The organism is Sphingomonas sp. HITSZ_GF, assembly GCF_029543155.1.
GTDB lineage: Bacteria > Pseudomonadota > Alphaproteobacteria > Sphingomonadales > Sphingomonadaceae > Sphingomonas.
Map to the genome: position 1 here is coordinate 123,467 of NZ_JARQXA010000002.1, position 14,111 is coordinate 137,577.

Annotated in this window: 14 protein-coding genes; 8 read left to right on the plus strand and 6 right to left on the minus strand. The window is 67.2% G+C overall.

From position 1 onward, the window contains the following. Nucleotides 1-31 precede the first annotated feature (31 nt). Nucleotides 32-1,216: a 23S rRNA (adenine(2503)-C(2))-methyltransferase RlmN gene (rlmN, locus tag P6144_RS06325; RefSeq protein WP_277766892.1), complete on the minus strand. Its 1,185-nt coding sequence runs from the start codon at nt 1,214-1,216 to the stop codon at nt 32-34. Nucleotides 1,217-1,470: 254 nt separating this feature from the next. On the opposite strand from rlmN, the gene P6144_RS06330 reads away from it, so the two are divergent. Then, entirely contained in the window at nt 1,471-1,869 is a 399-nt protein-coding gene (locus P6144_RS06330) for a DUF4168 domain-containing protein (protein WP_277766893.1), read from the plus strand. 82 nt (nt 1,870-1,951) lie between these two features. Here the strand turns inward: P6144_RS06330 and P6144_RS06335 are convergent, their stop codons facing one another. Together P6144_RS06335 and P6144_RS06340 are read right to left on the minus strand one after the other, a co-directional pair. Next, on the minus strand, nt 1,952-2,422 hold the full coding sequence (locus P6144_RS06335) for an invasion associated locus B family protein (RefSeq protein ID WP_277766894.1): 471 nt from the start codon (nt 2,420-2,422) through the stop codon (nt 1,952-1,954). Beyond that, nucleotides 2,419-3,066 (minus strand): histidine phosphatase family protein, encoded by a 648-nt coding sequence (locus P6144_RS06340; protein WP_277766895.1) that lies wholly within the window; start codon nt 3,064-3,066, stop codon nt 2,419-2,421. Before P6144_RS06340 ends, P6144_RS06335 begins: the two co-directional genes overlap by 4 nt. Before the next feature lie 369 nt (nt 3,067-3,435). Here P6144_RS06340 and P6144_RS06345 point away from each other — a divergent pair, with 369 nt between their 5' ends. The 3 genes from P6144_RS06345 (at nt 3,436) to P6144_RS06355 (ending at nt 6,315) form a co-directional block, all read left to right on the plus strand. Then, entirely contained in the window at nt 3,436-4,089 is a 654-nt protein-coding gene (locus tag P6144_RS06345) for an outer membrane beta-barrel protein (RefSeq protein ID WP_277766896.1), read from the plus strand. A 137-nt stretch (nt 4,090-4,226) separates the two neighbouring features. Next, nucleotides 4,227-5,339: a DNA polymerase III subunit beta gene (gene dnaN, locus P6144_RS06350; RefSeq protein WP_277766897.1), complete on the plus strand. Its 1,113-nt coding sequence runs from the start codon at nt 4,227-4,229 to the stop codon at nt 5,337-5,339. Between the two features lie 211 nt (nt 5,340-5,550). After that, the gene (locus P6144_RS06355; RefSeq protein WP_277766898.1) at nt 5,551-6,315 is read left to right on the plus strand and encodes a Coq4 family protein; all 765 of its coding nucleotides are present in this window, start codon (nt 5,551-5,553) and stop codon (nt 6,313-6,315) included. 15 nt (nt 6,316-6,330) lie between these two features. On the opposite strand, the gene P6144_RS06360 is transcribed toward P6144_RS06355, so the two are convergent. Beyond that, nucleotides 6,331-7,092 carry a hypothetical protein gene (locus tag P6144_RS06360; RefSeq protein WP_277766899.1) on the minus strand — a complete coding sequence of 254 codons (762 nt, stop codon included), beginning with the start codon at nt 7,090-7,092 and terminating at the stop codon, nt 6,331-6,333. A gap of 77 nt (nt 7,093-7,169) precedes the next feature. On the opposite strand from P6144_RS06360, the gene recF reads away from it, so the two are divergent. Further along, nucleotides 7,170-8,237, plus strand: coding sequence for a DNA replication/repair protein RecF (gene recF / locus P6144_RS06365; RefSeq protein WP_277767413.1), 1,068 nt, complete (start codon nt 7,170-7,172; stop codon nt 8,235-8,237). A 129-nt stretch (nt 8,238-8,366) separates the two neighbouring features. Here recF and P6144_RS06370 read toward each other — a convergent pair whose 3' ends face one another. Next, nucleotides 8,367-8,534, minus strand: coding sequence for a hypothetical protein (locus P6144_RS06370; protein ID WP_277766900.1), 168 nt, complete (start codon nt 8,532-8,534; stop codon nt 8,367-8,369). On the opposite strand from P6144_RS06370, the gene P6144_RS06375 reads away from it, so the two are divergent. Further along, the gene (locus P6144_RS06375; protein WP_277766901.1) at nt 8,533-8,943 is read left to right on the plus strand and encodes a hypothetical protein; all 411 of its coding nucleotides are present in this window, start codon (nt 8,533-8,535) and stop codon (nt 8,941-8,943) included. The two genes, P6144_RS06370 and P6144_RS06375, sit on opposite strands and share 2 nt — an antisense overlap. Before the next feature lie 214 nt (nt 8,944-9,157). Here P6144_RS06375 and P6144_RS06380 read toward each other — a convergent pair whose 3' ends face one another. Then, on the minus strand, nt 9,158-10,549 hold the full coding sequence (locus tag P6144_RS06380; RefSeq protein WP_277766902.1) for a M20/M25/M40 family metallo-hydrolase: 1,392 nt from the start codon (nt 10,547-10,549) through the stop codon (nt 9,158-9,160). A gap of 102 nt (nt 10,550-10,651) precedes the next feature. Here P6144_RS06380 and gyrB point away from each other — a divergent pair, with 102 nt between their 5' ends. Together gyrB and P6144_RS06390 are read left to right on the plus strand one after the other, a co-directional pair. Further along, the gene (gyrB, locus tag P6144_RS06385) at nt 10,652-13,201 is read left to right on the plus strand and encodes a DNA topoisomerase (ATP-hydrolyzing) subunit B (protein ID WP_277767414.1); all 2,550 of its coding nucleotides are present in this window, start codon (nt 10,652-10,654) and stop codon (nt 13,199-13,201) included. A gap of 112 nt (nt 13,202-13,313) precedes the next feature. Then, nucleotides 13,314-14,102 carry a DUF4198 domain-containing protein gene (locus P6144_RS06390; protein ID WP_277766903.1) on the plus strand — a complete coding sequence of 263 codons (789 nt, stop codon included), beginning with the start codon at nt 13,314-13,316 and terminating at the stop codon, nt 14,100-14,102. The last annotated feature ends 9 nt before the right edge of the window (nt 14,103-14,111 follow it).

Sequence of the window (14,111 nt, forward strand, 5' to 3'; positions counted from 1 at the left end):
GTGGACAAGCAAAAGCTTGTCCGGACAGGGATCAGCCCAGCGCCGCCATCTTCTCTTCCGCCTCGCGGTCCATCTGGGCGCGGCTCTTCTTCTCCGCCGCGGTCTTGAGCTGGCCGCAGGCAGCATCGATGTCGCGGCCACGCGGCGTGCGCACCGGGGCGGAGATGCCGGCCTCGAAGATGATGTTCGAGAAGGAACGGACACGCTCGGGCGTCGACGTGTCGTACGGCGCGCCGGGCCAGGGGTTGAACGGGATCAGGTTCACCTTGGCGGGCAGCTTGTACTTCTTGAGCAGGCGGACCAGCTCGCGCGCCTCTTCGTCGCTGTCGTTCTTGTCCTTGAGCATCACATATTCGAAGGTGATGCGGCGGGCATTGTTGGCGCCGGGATAATCGGCACAGGCCTGGAGCAGCTCCTCGATCCCGTACTTCTTGTTCAGCGGCACGATCTCGTCGCGGACCTCCTTGGTGACCGCGTGGAGCGACACCGCCAGGTTGACGCCGATCTCCTCGCCGGCGCGCGCCATCATCGGCACCACGCCCGAGGTCGACAGGGTGATGCGGCGCTTCGACAGCGCCAGGCCGTCGCCGTCCATGACGATCGACAGGCCGTCGCGGACATTGTCGAAATTGTAGAGCGGCTCGCCCATGCCCATCATCACGATGTTGGTGAGCATGCGGCCCTCGGGCTGGCTCGGCCATTCGCCGAGCGCATCGCGCGCGAGCATCACCTGGCTGACGATCTCGCCGGCGGTGAGGTTGCGCACCAGCCGCATCGTACCGGTGTGGCAGAAGCGGCAATTGAGCGTGCAGCCGACCTGCGAGGACACGCACAGCGTGCCGCGGTCCGCATCGGGGATGAAGACCATCTCGTAATCCTGGCCGTCCGCCGAGCGGAGCAGCCATTTGCGCGTGCCGTCGGTCGACACCTGCGCCTCGACCACTTCGGGGCGGCCGATCACGAAGCGCTGCTCGAGCCAGGGGTGCTGCGCCTTGGCGATATCGGTCATCGCCGAGAATTCGGTGGCGCCGCGATTGTAGATCCAGTGCCAGATCTGCTTGGCACGCAGCTTGGCCTGCTTGGGCTCCATGCCGGCATCGGCGAGCACCGCGCGCATCTGATCGCGGGTGAGGCCGATCAGGTCGGTACGGCCGTCCTCACGCACCACCACGGAGCGGGGCACGGGCACGGGGTCGATGTGCCCGGGAATGGGCATAGGGGCGGCCGAAGCTGTCTGCATGGCCGCGCACATAGTCGATCTCGCGCGATTATTCCAGTGACCGCAGCGCCTTGCGCGCGGCGTACGGCGTTTCAGCCAAGCGTCGATCCATCGGTGGCGGCGCTCCGCGCCCATCTCGGTTAACCCCACCCAGGCCACGGTGCATCGTAACTTCCTTGTCATGTTGCATCCGGGACACGCAGCCTGGCGTTTCCGGGGGGAAGAATTTCGTGTGTGTTTGGAGTGCTGTAATGAAGCTTATTGCTACCCTCGCCGCGGGCGCCACGCTGGCGATCGCCCCTGCCGCCCTGGCGCAGACCGCGCCGCAGACGGCCCCGGCAACGCCGCCTGCCCCGGCGGCACCGGCAGCCCAGGCGGCCCCCGTCACCTCCGCGACCGTTACCGATGCCGAGCTGACCCAGTTCGTGACTGTCGCGCTGGAGATCGAGAAGATCCGCAAGGACCCGGCGGTTCCGGAAGCCGACAAGAGCGCCAAGATGGCGACCGCGGCGCAGAGCTCGGGCATCGACCCGGTGCGCTTCAACGCAATCGGCCAGGCGATGTCGACCGACACTGCGCTGAACGCGCGCGTGCAGGCAATGGCGACCAAGCTCGCCTCGGCCGACACGCCGGCGGCCAAGCAGCCGTAAATTCGGCCTGCCGATCGAATCAGGAGGAGGCCGGGCCGAGCGCCCGGCCTTTTTCATTTTTGGGCGTGCTGCCCTATCCCGATCATCCGCCCGCGCATCCCAGCGCGGCCGCGTCGATCGCGGTCGCCGCGCCCTTGAGCGCATAGCTGTCGGCAAAGGGCGCGCCGGCTGCGCTCATCGTCTCCACGCTCATGCTGCGCCCCGAGCGCATCGCCGCGACGATCGCGGCATCGGTGCGCGCATCGGGGGCCCAGGCATCGCTGTCGCCGGCCTGCAGCTCGAAGCGGCGCTCGCCGATCGACAGCGTGACCTGGGCATTGGCGGCGCGGACGCGGCTGAGCCGGATGTGGAGCTGGTTGCGCACGCCGTCACGCGGCCAGGTGGCGATGCTGGCGAAGGGCCGTGCCTCGCGATATTTCTCGACCGGCTGGGCAATGGCGAAGCAGCGCCGCGGCGAAGGATCGCGGAACGCCCCCCAGCTGGCATAGACGCCCAGCGCCTCGCGCGCCTGAAGCATCGGCGAGAGCAGCAGCAGGGCCGCCAGCGCGCTCATGCCGGCGCCGCGCCGCGCCCGGTGCCGAGATGCGCCACCGTCTCGACGCCCTGCTCGATCAGCACCACCGAGCCCTGCGGCAGATCGGGCGCCACCGGCGCGCCGAATTGCGGCAGCACCGGCAGCCCGGTCATCACCCCGCGCAGGATCCGGCTCGACATCCCGTGCATGATCACCAGCCGGTCGCCGGCATCGTCATCGGTGTCGGCGAGCCAGGACGAGACGCGCGCGGCGATCCCATCATACCATTCGCCGCCCGGCGGCGGGCGCGTGTAGAGCCCGTGTTCGAGGTCGAGGAAGCCCGGCGCCTCGTCCATCAGATCGGCATAATAGCGGCCGCTCCATTCGCCCATGCCGATCTCGACCAGGCGATCGTCGCGCCGGGCCTGATGCCAGTCGAGTTCGAGATGCTCGCAGATGATCGCCAGCGTCTGCAGCGCGCGGCCGGCGCTCGACGACCACAGGGTGAGCTTCGGCTTCGGCCCGAGGATCGCGCGCAGCGCAGCGCCCATCTGGTCCGCCTGGGCGAAGCCAGCGCGGGTGAGCGGCGTGTGCGGATGATCGCCCTGCATGCGCCGGGCGATGTTGAACACGGTCTCGCCGTGGCGGGCGATGAAATCGCGGCCTTTGCGTTGGTTTGTCACGGGGGTGTTGAAGCCTGCGGGCGGGGGGAAGGCAATGGCGAAAATGGGAGCGCCGATTCTACATTCCTCTCCCGGAGGGAGAGGGGGACCGCCGCCGAAGGCGGTGGTGGAGAGGGAGCGCCGCAGGCGATCTCGCTCGCGGCAGGCCCCCTCCACCAGCTTCGCTGGTCCCCCTCCCCCTCCGGGGGAGGATTTGAAGAGCCCGACAGGCCGTGCCCACCACGCGACGAGCGCCCGTTCCGTAGCGTTACCTGTTGCCAAAAGGCAACGGAATCAGCCGTTTATCTGAGGTTCATGAAACTTCGCGCGGCCGCCCCCGGTTATCTCGTCCGCCCGCTCCCAAGGCGGACCAGTACCCAAGGAGTTGTTATGCGTAAGCTTGTTTTCCTCGCCCTCGCCGCCTCTTCGGCGTTCGCGGCCCCCGCCTTCGCCCAGGACAACAGCGCCGGCGGCGCCCATGTCGGCGTGGTCGGCGGTCTCGATATCCTCCGTCCCGGCAGCACCGAGGATTCGGACCTGAGCGGCGACGACCAGAGCACCGAAGGCTTCCTGTACGGCGTCGAGGCCGGCTACGACATTCCGATCGGCAGCCGCGCCTTTGTCGGCATCGAAGGCGAAGCCACCCTGGGGACCGGCAAGGTCCGCTACGACACCCCCGATCCCAACGACTTCGGCTATGGCCAGGTGAAGACCGGCCGCGACCTGTACATCGGCGGCCGCGTGGGCTTCATGGCGAGCCCGAGCACCAAGATCTACGCCAAGGCCGGCTATACCAATGCCCAGCTGAAGCTGCTCGCTTCGGACGGCACCACCGAGCTCGAGGATCGCTACAATCTCGACGGCTGGCGCGTCGGCGCCGGCGTGGAGAAGGCGATCGGCAGCAGCACCTACGCCAAGCTGGAATATCGCTATTCCAACTATACCGACGCGAATCTGCAATATGCGAACGGCGCGACGACGAACCAGTTCAACGTCGATACCGATCGCCACCAGATCGTCGCGGGCGTCGGCTTCCGCTTCTGATCGAGCCGCACTGCATCATTTAGGTGTGCATGAAGAGGGTCGGGGCGCTTGCTCCGGCCCTTTTTGCCGTTAAGGGTATTGGTCGGATTAGTCCCGGTACCGGGTTGGATTCGGGCGATTAGCCCCGGGGGTTCTTGATGAAGGCGACGATCGAACGCGCAACTCTTTTGAGGGGCCTCAGCCACGTCCAGTCCGTGGTCGAGCGGCGCAACACGATCCCCATTCTCTCCAACGTGCTGATCGAGGCGCAGCCCGGCGGCGCGCTGCGGCTGATGGCGACCGATCTCGACCTGCAGATCGACGAGACGATTGCCGCCTCGGTCGACCAGCCGGGCGCGATCACCGTGCCGGCGCACACGCTGTTCGACATCGTCCGCAAGCTGCCCGAGGGCGCGCAGGTGGAGCTGACCGCGGCGGAAGGCCGCATCACCGTCAATGCCGGCCGCGCGCGCTTCACGCTGGCGACGCTGCCGCGCGACGACTTCCCGATGATCGCCGAGGGCGAGCTGCCGACGACGTTCGAGCTGCCGGCCGAGACGCTCAAGCAGATCATCGACAAGACCCGCTTCGCGATCTCGACCGAAGAGACGCGCTATTATCTCAACGGCATCTATCTGCATGTGACCGAGGAAACCGCCCCGGTGCTGCGCGCCGCCGCGACCGACGGCCACCGGCTCGCCCGCGTGACGGTTGCCCGTCCGGACGGCGCCGATTCGATGCCGGGCGTGATCATCCCGCGCAAGTGCGTGGGCGAGCTGCGCAAGCTGCTCGACGAGGTCGACGGCTCGATCGGCGTGTCGCTCAGCAATTCGAAGATCCGCTTCGACCTGGGCCAGGCGATCCTGACCTCGAAGCTGATCGACGGCACCTTCCCCGACTATACCCGCGTGATCCCGACCGCGAACGACAAGCTGCTCAAGCTCGATCCCAAGAGCTTCATGGAAGGCGTCGACCGCGTCTCGACCATCGCCACCGAGAAGACCCGCGCGGTGAAGATGGCGCTCGAGCGCGACAAGATCGTGCTTTCGGTGACCAGCCCGGAGAACGGCGCGGCGGCCGAGGAAGTGCCCGGCGACTACGCCGCGCTGCCGTTCGAGATCGGCTTCAACAGCCGCTATCTGATGGACATCCTCAACCAGATCGAAGGCGATTCGGTGGAAGTCCATCTGGCGGACGCCGCGGCGCCGACGCTGATCCGCGAGAACGACAAGTCGCCGGCGCTGTACGTGCTGATGCCGATGCGGGTGTAAGCCCCACTTATCAAGCTCTTACATCATCCCGGCGAAAGCCGGGATCTCATGCGGCTCCTGTTCCGCACCCTTGCCCGAGATCCCGGCTTTCGCCGGGATGACGGCTATGGGCCGGGACGACGGCTGCGCGCGCCGAGCTTCCGCTACGGCAGCATTGATTTCTTAACCCGGCTTCTATATTGACATCATTGTCAGTAAGGGACTCGACCATATGGCCACGCAACCCGCGCCGCAGACCTTCAACCCCGGCATCCCGATGAAGCGGGAATGGGGCACCGCGTTCCGCGCGCTCGGGCGGCTGCTCGCCAATGGCGACGATACCGAGCAGGTCTTCCGGATCATGCGCGCGCTGAACGGCGACGCGACGCAGAAGAGCTATCGCAAGCTGCTGACCATGCCGGGCGGCGGGCGGCTCGCCTATGAGCATGTCGAGCTCGCCGAGCGGCTGACCGACCGCGCCTGGATTGACGGCTTTGCCGAAGGCACGGTGGGCGCGGCCTATCGCCATTTCCTCGATTCGACCGGCTATTCGGCCGACGGGCTGGTCGCGGTGAGCATGGCCGAGGGTGCGTTCCAGAATGTCGACATCCAGCATCCCTATGCCTGGATGGGCCGGCGCGAGCGCGACATCCACGACCTGTGGCACGTGATCACCGGCTACAAGGCCGACGAGCATCTGGGCGAGGCCTGCCTGGTCGCCTTCTCCTATGCACAGACCGGCGGGCTGGGCTGGGGGTTCATCGGGCTGGGCGCGGCGCTGAAGAGCATCCGCATCACCCGCAAGCTCGATTTCTTCAAGGCAGTGATCGAAGGCTATCGCCACGGCAAGGCGGCACAGTGGCTGCATGCCGAGGATTACGAGACGTTGCTCGCCGAGCCGCTCGACACGGTGCGCAGGCGGCTGAACATCGGCGACCCGGCCAAGTACCGCAAGGCGCAGGCCAGCCTGGAAGCGGCCGGGCTCAAGGGAATCTGAGCCGGGCCCGCGCGATCAGGGCAGGTTCTTGATCGCGCTGCCCTCACCGCCCTCGCCGCCCGGATTCATCAGTGCGCCCATCGCGCCAAAGATCTCGTCCGCCGAGGTGACCGGTGCGGGCAGCTCGAAATGCTTGGCGTCGATCTCGGCAGTGTCGAACGACTTGAACTCGATCAGCGCCGGCTCGGGCTTTTCCGCACCCTGATCGACCGGGCGGACGCGGAGCAGCGCGCCCTTGTCGAACAGCTCGGTGAGGCGCGCGGTGAAGCCGCTCTTCTCGGGGAACATCGCACCGGCCAGGCCGATCAGCGAGGCGACCGAGCGGCGGAACACGGTGCCGACCGGCTCAAGCGCGGGATCGGCGCTCATCACCATCTCGATATGCTTCTTCTTCGATTCGTCGTCGCCCTTCACCATCACCAGATTCCAGGCATTGCCCTGCTGGCCGGCGATGGCGACCGCGGCACCGGGGGCGAGCGCGAACTCGAAGGCGTCGGCTTCTTCCTCCTTGGACTTGGGGAGGATGCCCTTGAACAGATCGATCATCGCCTGGAGCTCGAAGACCTTGGGGCCTTCCTTGTCGCTGATGGCGATATAGTCGGTGCCGTCGCGGCGGATGATCGCGAACTTGCCGTCGACGCCGATGCGCGAATTGCCGCCGTCGTCGACCTCAACGACCAGTTCCTTGCCGCCGACCGCATAGCGCGCAGTGACGTCGGCCAGCGCCGGCAGCGGCGCGAGCAGCAGGATCGTGGCCAGGAACAGCTTGGTACGCATCGCGAAATCCCCCCTTGTCGATGCGCGGCATCATCCGCGATGTCGCGCGCGGCTTCAATAGCGGCTATCGGCAGGCAATGGCCGTGTCCCGCCTCGTGCTCACCGACTTCCGCAATCACGAAGACGCCGTGCTTTCGCCCGGCGCCGGCTTCGTCGTGCTGAGCGGCGAGAACGGCGCGGGGAAGACCAATGTGCTCGAAGCGCTGTCGCTGCTTGCGCCGGGCCGGGGCCTGCGCCGCGCACCGCTTGCCGAAATGGCGCGACAAGGCGGCAGCGGCGGATTCGGGGTGGCCGCACGGCTGGGCGAGACCGAGCTGGGCACCGGCACCCAGAGCGACGCGCCCGAACGACGGCTGGTGCGGATCAACGGCGCTACCGCTGCCGCCACCAGCCTCGCCGAATGGGTGAGCGTGCTGTGGCTGACCCCGGCGATGGACCGACTGTTCACAGAAGCGGCGGGCGAGCGGCGGCGCTTCCTCGACCGGCTGACCCTGGCACTGGCGCCCGGGCACGCGCATCATTCGACGCGCTACGAAGCGGCGATGCGCGAGCGCAACCGGCTGCTCGCCGAGGACGGCGCACCCGACCCCGACTGGCTGACCGCGCTCGAGGCGCGGATGGCCGAGCATGGCGCGGCGATCGACGCCGCCCGGCGCGACATGGTCGCGGCGCTCGCAGCGCGGCTGGAGGCGCAGCCGGAGGGCCCCTTCGCCCGCGCCGGGCTGGCGCTGGAGGGGTGGCAGGGCGATGCCGGGACACTCGTCCGCGAGCTGGCGGCCGGGCGGCGGCGCGACGCTGCAGCGGGGCGGACACTAGCCGGGCCGCACCGCGCCGACCTGCTCGTCACGCACCTGGGCAAAGGGCAGCCCGCGCATCTTTGCTCGACCGGCGAGCAGAAGGCGCTGCTGCTCGGCCTCGTCCTCGCCCATGCCGAGCTGGTCGCCGAGCGCGCCGGGCGCGCGCCGATCCTGCTGCTCGATGAAGTCGCCGCGCATCTCGACCCGGGCCGGCGCGCCGCGCTGTTCGAGCGGCTGGAAGGGCGCGGCCAGGTGTGGATGACGGGTACCGAGCCGGCACTGTTCGAAGCAGTTCCTGGGGGCGCGACGCGGTATCGGGTCAGCGACGGGGTGGTTTCGGTAGAGTAGCTGAACAGCCCTAATCTGCTCCCCGGCGAAAGCCGGGGCCCAGGGTAACAAAGCGATGCCCTCTGAAACCCTGGGCCCCGGCTTTCGCCGGGGAGCAGCATAGCCTCAGAAGCAGCTGTGCCTGGATAGCTATTCCTGGTTGCCCAGAACCGTCACCAGCTCGAACAGGAAGGCGCGGCCCGAATAGAGCGCGCCGACCGCCAGCCGCCTGCTAGCGGCGCGGCGGCCTTGGCCCGCGCGCCCGCACCGATGGCGATCCCCCAGCGTTGCCGGCTTGCCCCGTGTGCGGGGCGCCATGGAGATCAACCTCCCGCAGCCGATAGGCGCCGTGGAAGCAGCTCAAGCTGGCCTCCACGGGGCCGGGCAGAGCCAGCTGAAATTGCCGCAGATCGTTCGCCACGGCGACGACACCCTTGCCCGAAGCATCGATCGAGACATCGAATGGAATGGAGTCCGCAACCGGCAGCTCGCCGAACCGGATCTGCTGCTCCTTCCCGCGGTCGAGGAGGCGGGCGAAGACATAATAGCGACCTTCCTTCCGCCCGACGACGCGAAAGGTGAGCTGAACGTCCGACCAGGCCGTGGTCGACTTGAGGCGGACGAAGAGATCCGAACCATCGAGCGGGCCCCTAAGGCGATTAGGCTGGACCGCGACAAGCGTTCCGGAGATGCGATACGGAGCACCCGACTGATCCGCTGTACGTGATTGCGACAGGCCCGAACCGTCACAGGTCCATTCCACCTGCGCAGCAGCGGACGGGGCAGCCACAACCGCGAACGCCAAACCGGCGCTTGCCAAGATTCCCCGCATCGCAATCCCTTCCGACAGGATCGCGATCTAGCGCCGGGGTTTCCCATGCGGACGCCACTTTGCGACGAAGCCGCACCGGGTATCTGCAGGACCCGCTCCCGAGGCGCCACTACTCCTGGTTGGCGAGGACCGTCACCAGCTCGAACAGGAAGGCGCGGCCCGAATAGAGGGCGTCGACTGCCAGCCGCTCGTTGAGGCCATGGGTGCCGTTGCCGTCGGGATCGGACCAGGTGCCGGGCGGACCATAGGTGGGGATGCCGATCGCCTGGAGGAACACGCCGTCGGTGGCGCCGGTCGACATCATCGGCACCAGCGGCACACCGGGGCGATGCTTGGCGAGCAGCTTCTCGATCGGCTTGACGATCTTCGGATCGAGCGGCACCGGCCGGGCGAGCGGCCCGCGCATCTCGGGCAGGGTGACCGTCATCCGGGGATCGGCGATCACCTTGACCAGCTCGTCGCGCACCGCTTCGGCCGAGACGCCGGGAAAGATGCGGCAGTTGATATTCGCGCCGGCACGCTGGGGCAGCGCGTTGTTGGCATGGCCGCCATCGACCAGGGTCGCCACGCAGGTGGTGCGCAGCATCGAGTGGAAGCTCTTGTCGGTGTTGACGATCGCCTCTGCCGCCTTGTCCTCCGGATTGGCGGCGAGCGCCATCATCGCCTTGCCCATCTCGTCGCCGCGCGCGGCACCGGCGCGGGCGAAATAGGCCTTGGTCGTCTCGGTCATCATCAGCGGGAATTCGAAGGCGCGGATCTTCCCCAGCGCATCGGACAGCTCGTAGATCGCATTGTCCTTCACCGGTGCCGAGCTGTGCCCGCCGGGATTGGTCGCCTCGATCCGATAGTTGACCGCGGTCTTCTCGCCGACATGGAGATTGGCGGTGACCACGCGCCCCTTGCCGTCGGTACGGCCGCCGCCGCCTTCGTTGAGCGCGAATTCGGCGGCGATCAGATCGGGCTTGTTCTCGGACAGCCACTTGGCGCCGTTGAACGCCCAGCTGGTCTCCTCGCCGCACGTCAAAGCGAGCTTGAGCGTGCGCTTGAGTTTCGCCTTGCCGGCCTTGAGGCGGAGCATGGTGTCGATCCAGATCGCGTCCATCGCCTTCATGTCGGCGGTGCCACGGCCCCAGAAATAGCCATTCTCTTCGACCAGCCTGTAGGGATCGCGCGTCCAGTCCTCGCGCTTGGCGGCGACGACGTCGATATGGCCGAGCAGCAGGATCGGCTTGAGCGTCTTCGAAGTGCCGGGCAGGACCACGACCAGCCCGCCTTCCTTGGGATGATCGGGCACGGCGAAGCGCGTGATGTCGGCATCGCCATAGCCGCCCGCGCGCAGCCGCGCCTCGACCTTGTCGGCAAGCAGCGTGCAGCTACCGGTGGTGATGCTCGTGTCGGTCTCGACCAGTTCCTGGTACAGGCCGCGCAGCGCCGCGTCCTCCTGCGCCTGGGCCGCGAAAGGCACCAGAAGCGCCGCAAGTCCAACCGCCAACCGCTTCATCCGCAACCCCCTTTTCGCCCCGAAACCTCATCCACAATTCATCATGATTCCCTGCGCGGGCAAAGCGCCATTTTGCTTCCGTTTCGCGCCGCCAATACCTATATGCTGGGCATGGCAACCGACGACACCACTCCCGAAAATACCCCGAACCAGAACAGCTACGGCGCAGAGTCGATCAAGGTCCTCAAGGGCCTGGACGCGGTGCGCAAGCGTCCCGGCATGTATATCGGCGACACCGACGACGGCTCGGGCCTGCACCACATGGTGTTCGAGGTCTCGGACAACGCGATCGACGAGGCGCTGGCCGGCCACTGCGACAAGATCATCATCCAGCTGAATGCCGACGGTTCGGTCTCGGTCGAGGACAATGGCCGCGGCATCCCGACCGGCATCCACCCCGAGGAAGGCGTGTCGGCAGCCGAGGTCATCATGACCCAGCTCCACGCCGGCGGTAAGTTCGAGAACACCAGCGACGACAATGCCTACAAGGTGTCGGGCGGCCTGCACGGCGTGGGCGTCTCGGTGGTGAACGCGCTTTCCGAATGGCTCGACCTCAACATCTGGCGCGACGGCGAGGAGCATTGGATGCGCTTCGCCTATGGCGATGCAGTTGCGCCCCTGAAGGTGATCGGCAAGGCGCCCGAGGGCAAGAAGGGCACGCGCGTGACCTTCCTCGCCTCGACCGAGAAGGTCCCCGGCGACGGCGGCACCTTCAAGAACCAGATCGAGTACGACTTCGACAAGCTCGAGCATCGCTATCGCGAGCTGGCGTTCCTCAATTCGGGCGTGCGCCTGTTCCTGCGCGACGCGCGGCACGAGGAAGTGAAGGAAGTCGAACTCTATTACGAGGGCGGCATCGCCGCGTTCGTGAAGTGGCTCGACCGCAACAAGCAGCCGCTGATGCCCGATCCGGTGGCGATCGCAGGCACGCGCGACGACGTGACCATCGACGTGGCGCTGGAGTGGAACGACTCGTACTACGAGAACGTCCTGTGCTTCACCAACAACATCCCGCAGCGCGATGGCGGCACGCACCTGGCCGCATTCCGCGCCGCGCTGACCCGCACCATCAACAGCTATGCCGACAAGAGCGGCATGCTGAAGAAGGAGAAGGTGAGCCTTACCGGCGACGACATGCGCGAGGGCCTGACCGCGATCGTCTCGGTCAAGCTGCCCGATCCCAAGTTCAGCTCGCAGACCAAGGACAAGCTGGTCTCGTCCGAAGTGCGCCAGCCGCTCGAGAGCCTGATGGCCGACAAGCTGGCGGAATGGCTGGAAGAGAATCCGGCGAACGCGAAGATGATCATCCAGAAGGTGATCGACGCCGCCGCCGCGCGCGAAGCTGCCAAGAAGGCGCGCGAGCTGACCCGGCGCAAGGGCGTGATGGACATTGCCAGCCTGCCCGGCAAGCTGGCGGACTGCCAGGAGCGCGATCCGGCCAAGTCCGAGCTGTTCTTCGTCGAGGGTGACTCGGCAGGCGGTTCGGCCAAGCAGGGCCGCGATCGCCAGTTCCAGGCGATCCTGCCGCTGCGCGGCAAGATTCTGAACGTCGAGCGCGCACGCTTCGACCGGATGCTCGCCAGCCGCGAGATCGGCACGATCATCACGGCGCTCGGCACCGGCATCCGCGACGATTTCAACATCGAGAAGCTGCGCTACCACAAGATCGTCATCATGACCGACGCAGACGTGGACGGCGCGCATATCCGCACGCTGCTGCTCACCTTCTTCTATCGCCAGATGCCCGAGATCATCGCAGCCGGGCACCTCTACATCGCGCAGCCGCCGCTCTACAAGGCGAGCAAGGGCCGCAGCGAAGTGTATCTGAAGGACGATGCGGCGCTCGACCAGTATCTGGTCGATGCCGGCGTGGGCGGCACGGTGCTGGATACCCAGGGCACCCAGCGCGGCGGCGAGGAACTGCGCGAGCTGGTCGAGCATGCGCGGCGCATGCGCACCCTGATGCGGTATGTGCCGCGCCGCTATTCGGCCGACATCATCGAAGTGCTGGCGCTGGGTGGCGGGCTCGACCCCGTCGCGACGCTCGAGCAGCGCGCGGCCAGCCTGGCCTCCACGGTCGCCCGGCTCGATGCCGCCGACACCGATGCGCGCTGGTCGGCGCGGATCACCGAGGACGGCGGCTATCATTTCGAGCGGCTGTGGCGCGGCGTGACCGATCACCACATCGTCGAGGCGGCGTTCCTCGTCTCCGCCGAGGCGCGCAAGCTCCACGGCCTCGCCGCCGAGCAGGCGCCGAGCTATCTCGTGCCCTCCAAGCTGGTCTCGTCCAAGGCGAGCGCCGCGGCAGAGGCGGAAGCGCCGGCGCCGGCCGAAGTCGACGAGAATGACGTGCCGGTGGCCGTCGGCAAGGGCGAGGCGCTGGTGTCGCGCCCGAGCCAGCTGCTCGATGCGATCCTGGCGTTCGGCCGCAAGGGCCTGGCCATCCAGCGCTACAAGGGCCTTGGCGAGATGAATGCCGAGCAGCTGTGGGAGACGACGCTCGATCCGGCCAATCGCTCGATGCTGGTGGTGCAGATCGATCAGGCCGACGTCGCCGACGAGATCTTCACCCAGCTGATGGGCGACGTGGTCGAGCCGCGCCGCGACTTCATCCAGGAGAATGCGCTCAGCGTCGCCAATCTCGACGTCTGAGGAAAAGCGAGGCGGCCTCCCCTGCGGGATGGCCGCCTCTTTTTCGCTTCTTACTTGCGATTGATAGTGAATCGCAATAATTCGCCTCTCAACATCCTTGAGGGGCTTCGTCATGCGATTTCCGAAACTGATCCTGCTGGGCGCGCTCGGCGCGCTGGCGCTGGGCGGCGTTGCCCGGGCGCACATGCCCTATCTGCTCCCCACGCTGTTCGACGTGGGCAAGGGCGATCACGTGACCGTCACGTCCTCGTTCGGCGAAGACCCGTTCGTGCCCGAGATCGGCATGAAGGACGCGCCCTTCCACTTCATCCGGCCCGACGGCACGCGCGGCGAAGTCGGCACGCCGACCTATCTGCGCGACCTGACCATCTTCGAAGCGGACCTGAAGGCCGAGGGCACCTATCGCCTGACCACCGGCCAGCGACTGGGACGGATGGGCAAGATGTACCAGGCGGACGGCAAGTGGATCATCGCCGGCGAGGACGGGGCGCCGCCGGCGGGCGCGCGCGAAGTGGCGGTGCAGAGCACGACGCTGGCCGAGGCCTATGTGACCCGCGGTGCCGCCAGCGCCGGTGCGCTCAAGCCGATCGGCACCGCGCTGGAAGTGCAGCCGGTCACCCATCCCAGCGAGATCACCGCGGGCGGCGACGCGAAGTTCCGGCTGCTGTTCGACGGCAAGCCGCTGGCGAACACCGACGTCACGCTGTTCCGCGCGGCGGGCAATTATGACGGCAAGAAGATCGTCGCCACGGTGAAGTCCGACGCGCAGGGCAATTTCAGCCTGCGCCCGAGCGATGCCGGCATCTATCTGATGCTGGTACGCCACCGCACCGAAGCGCCGGCCGGATCGGCGACGCCCTATCGCAGCTATACCTATACCCTGGCCTTCGACGCGGCCTGAGCGGAGCGA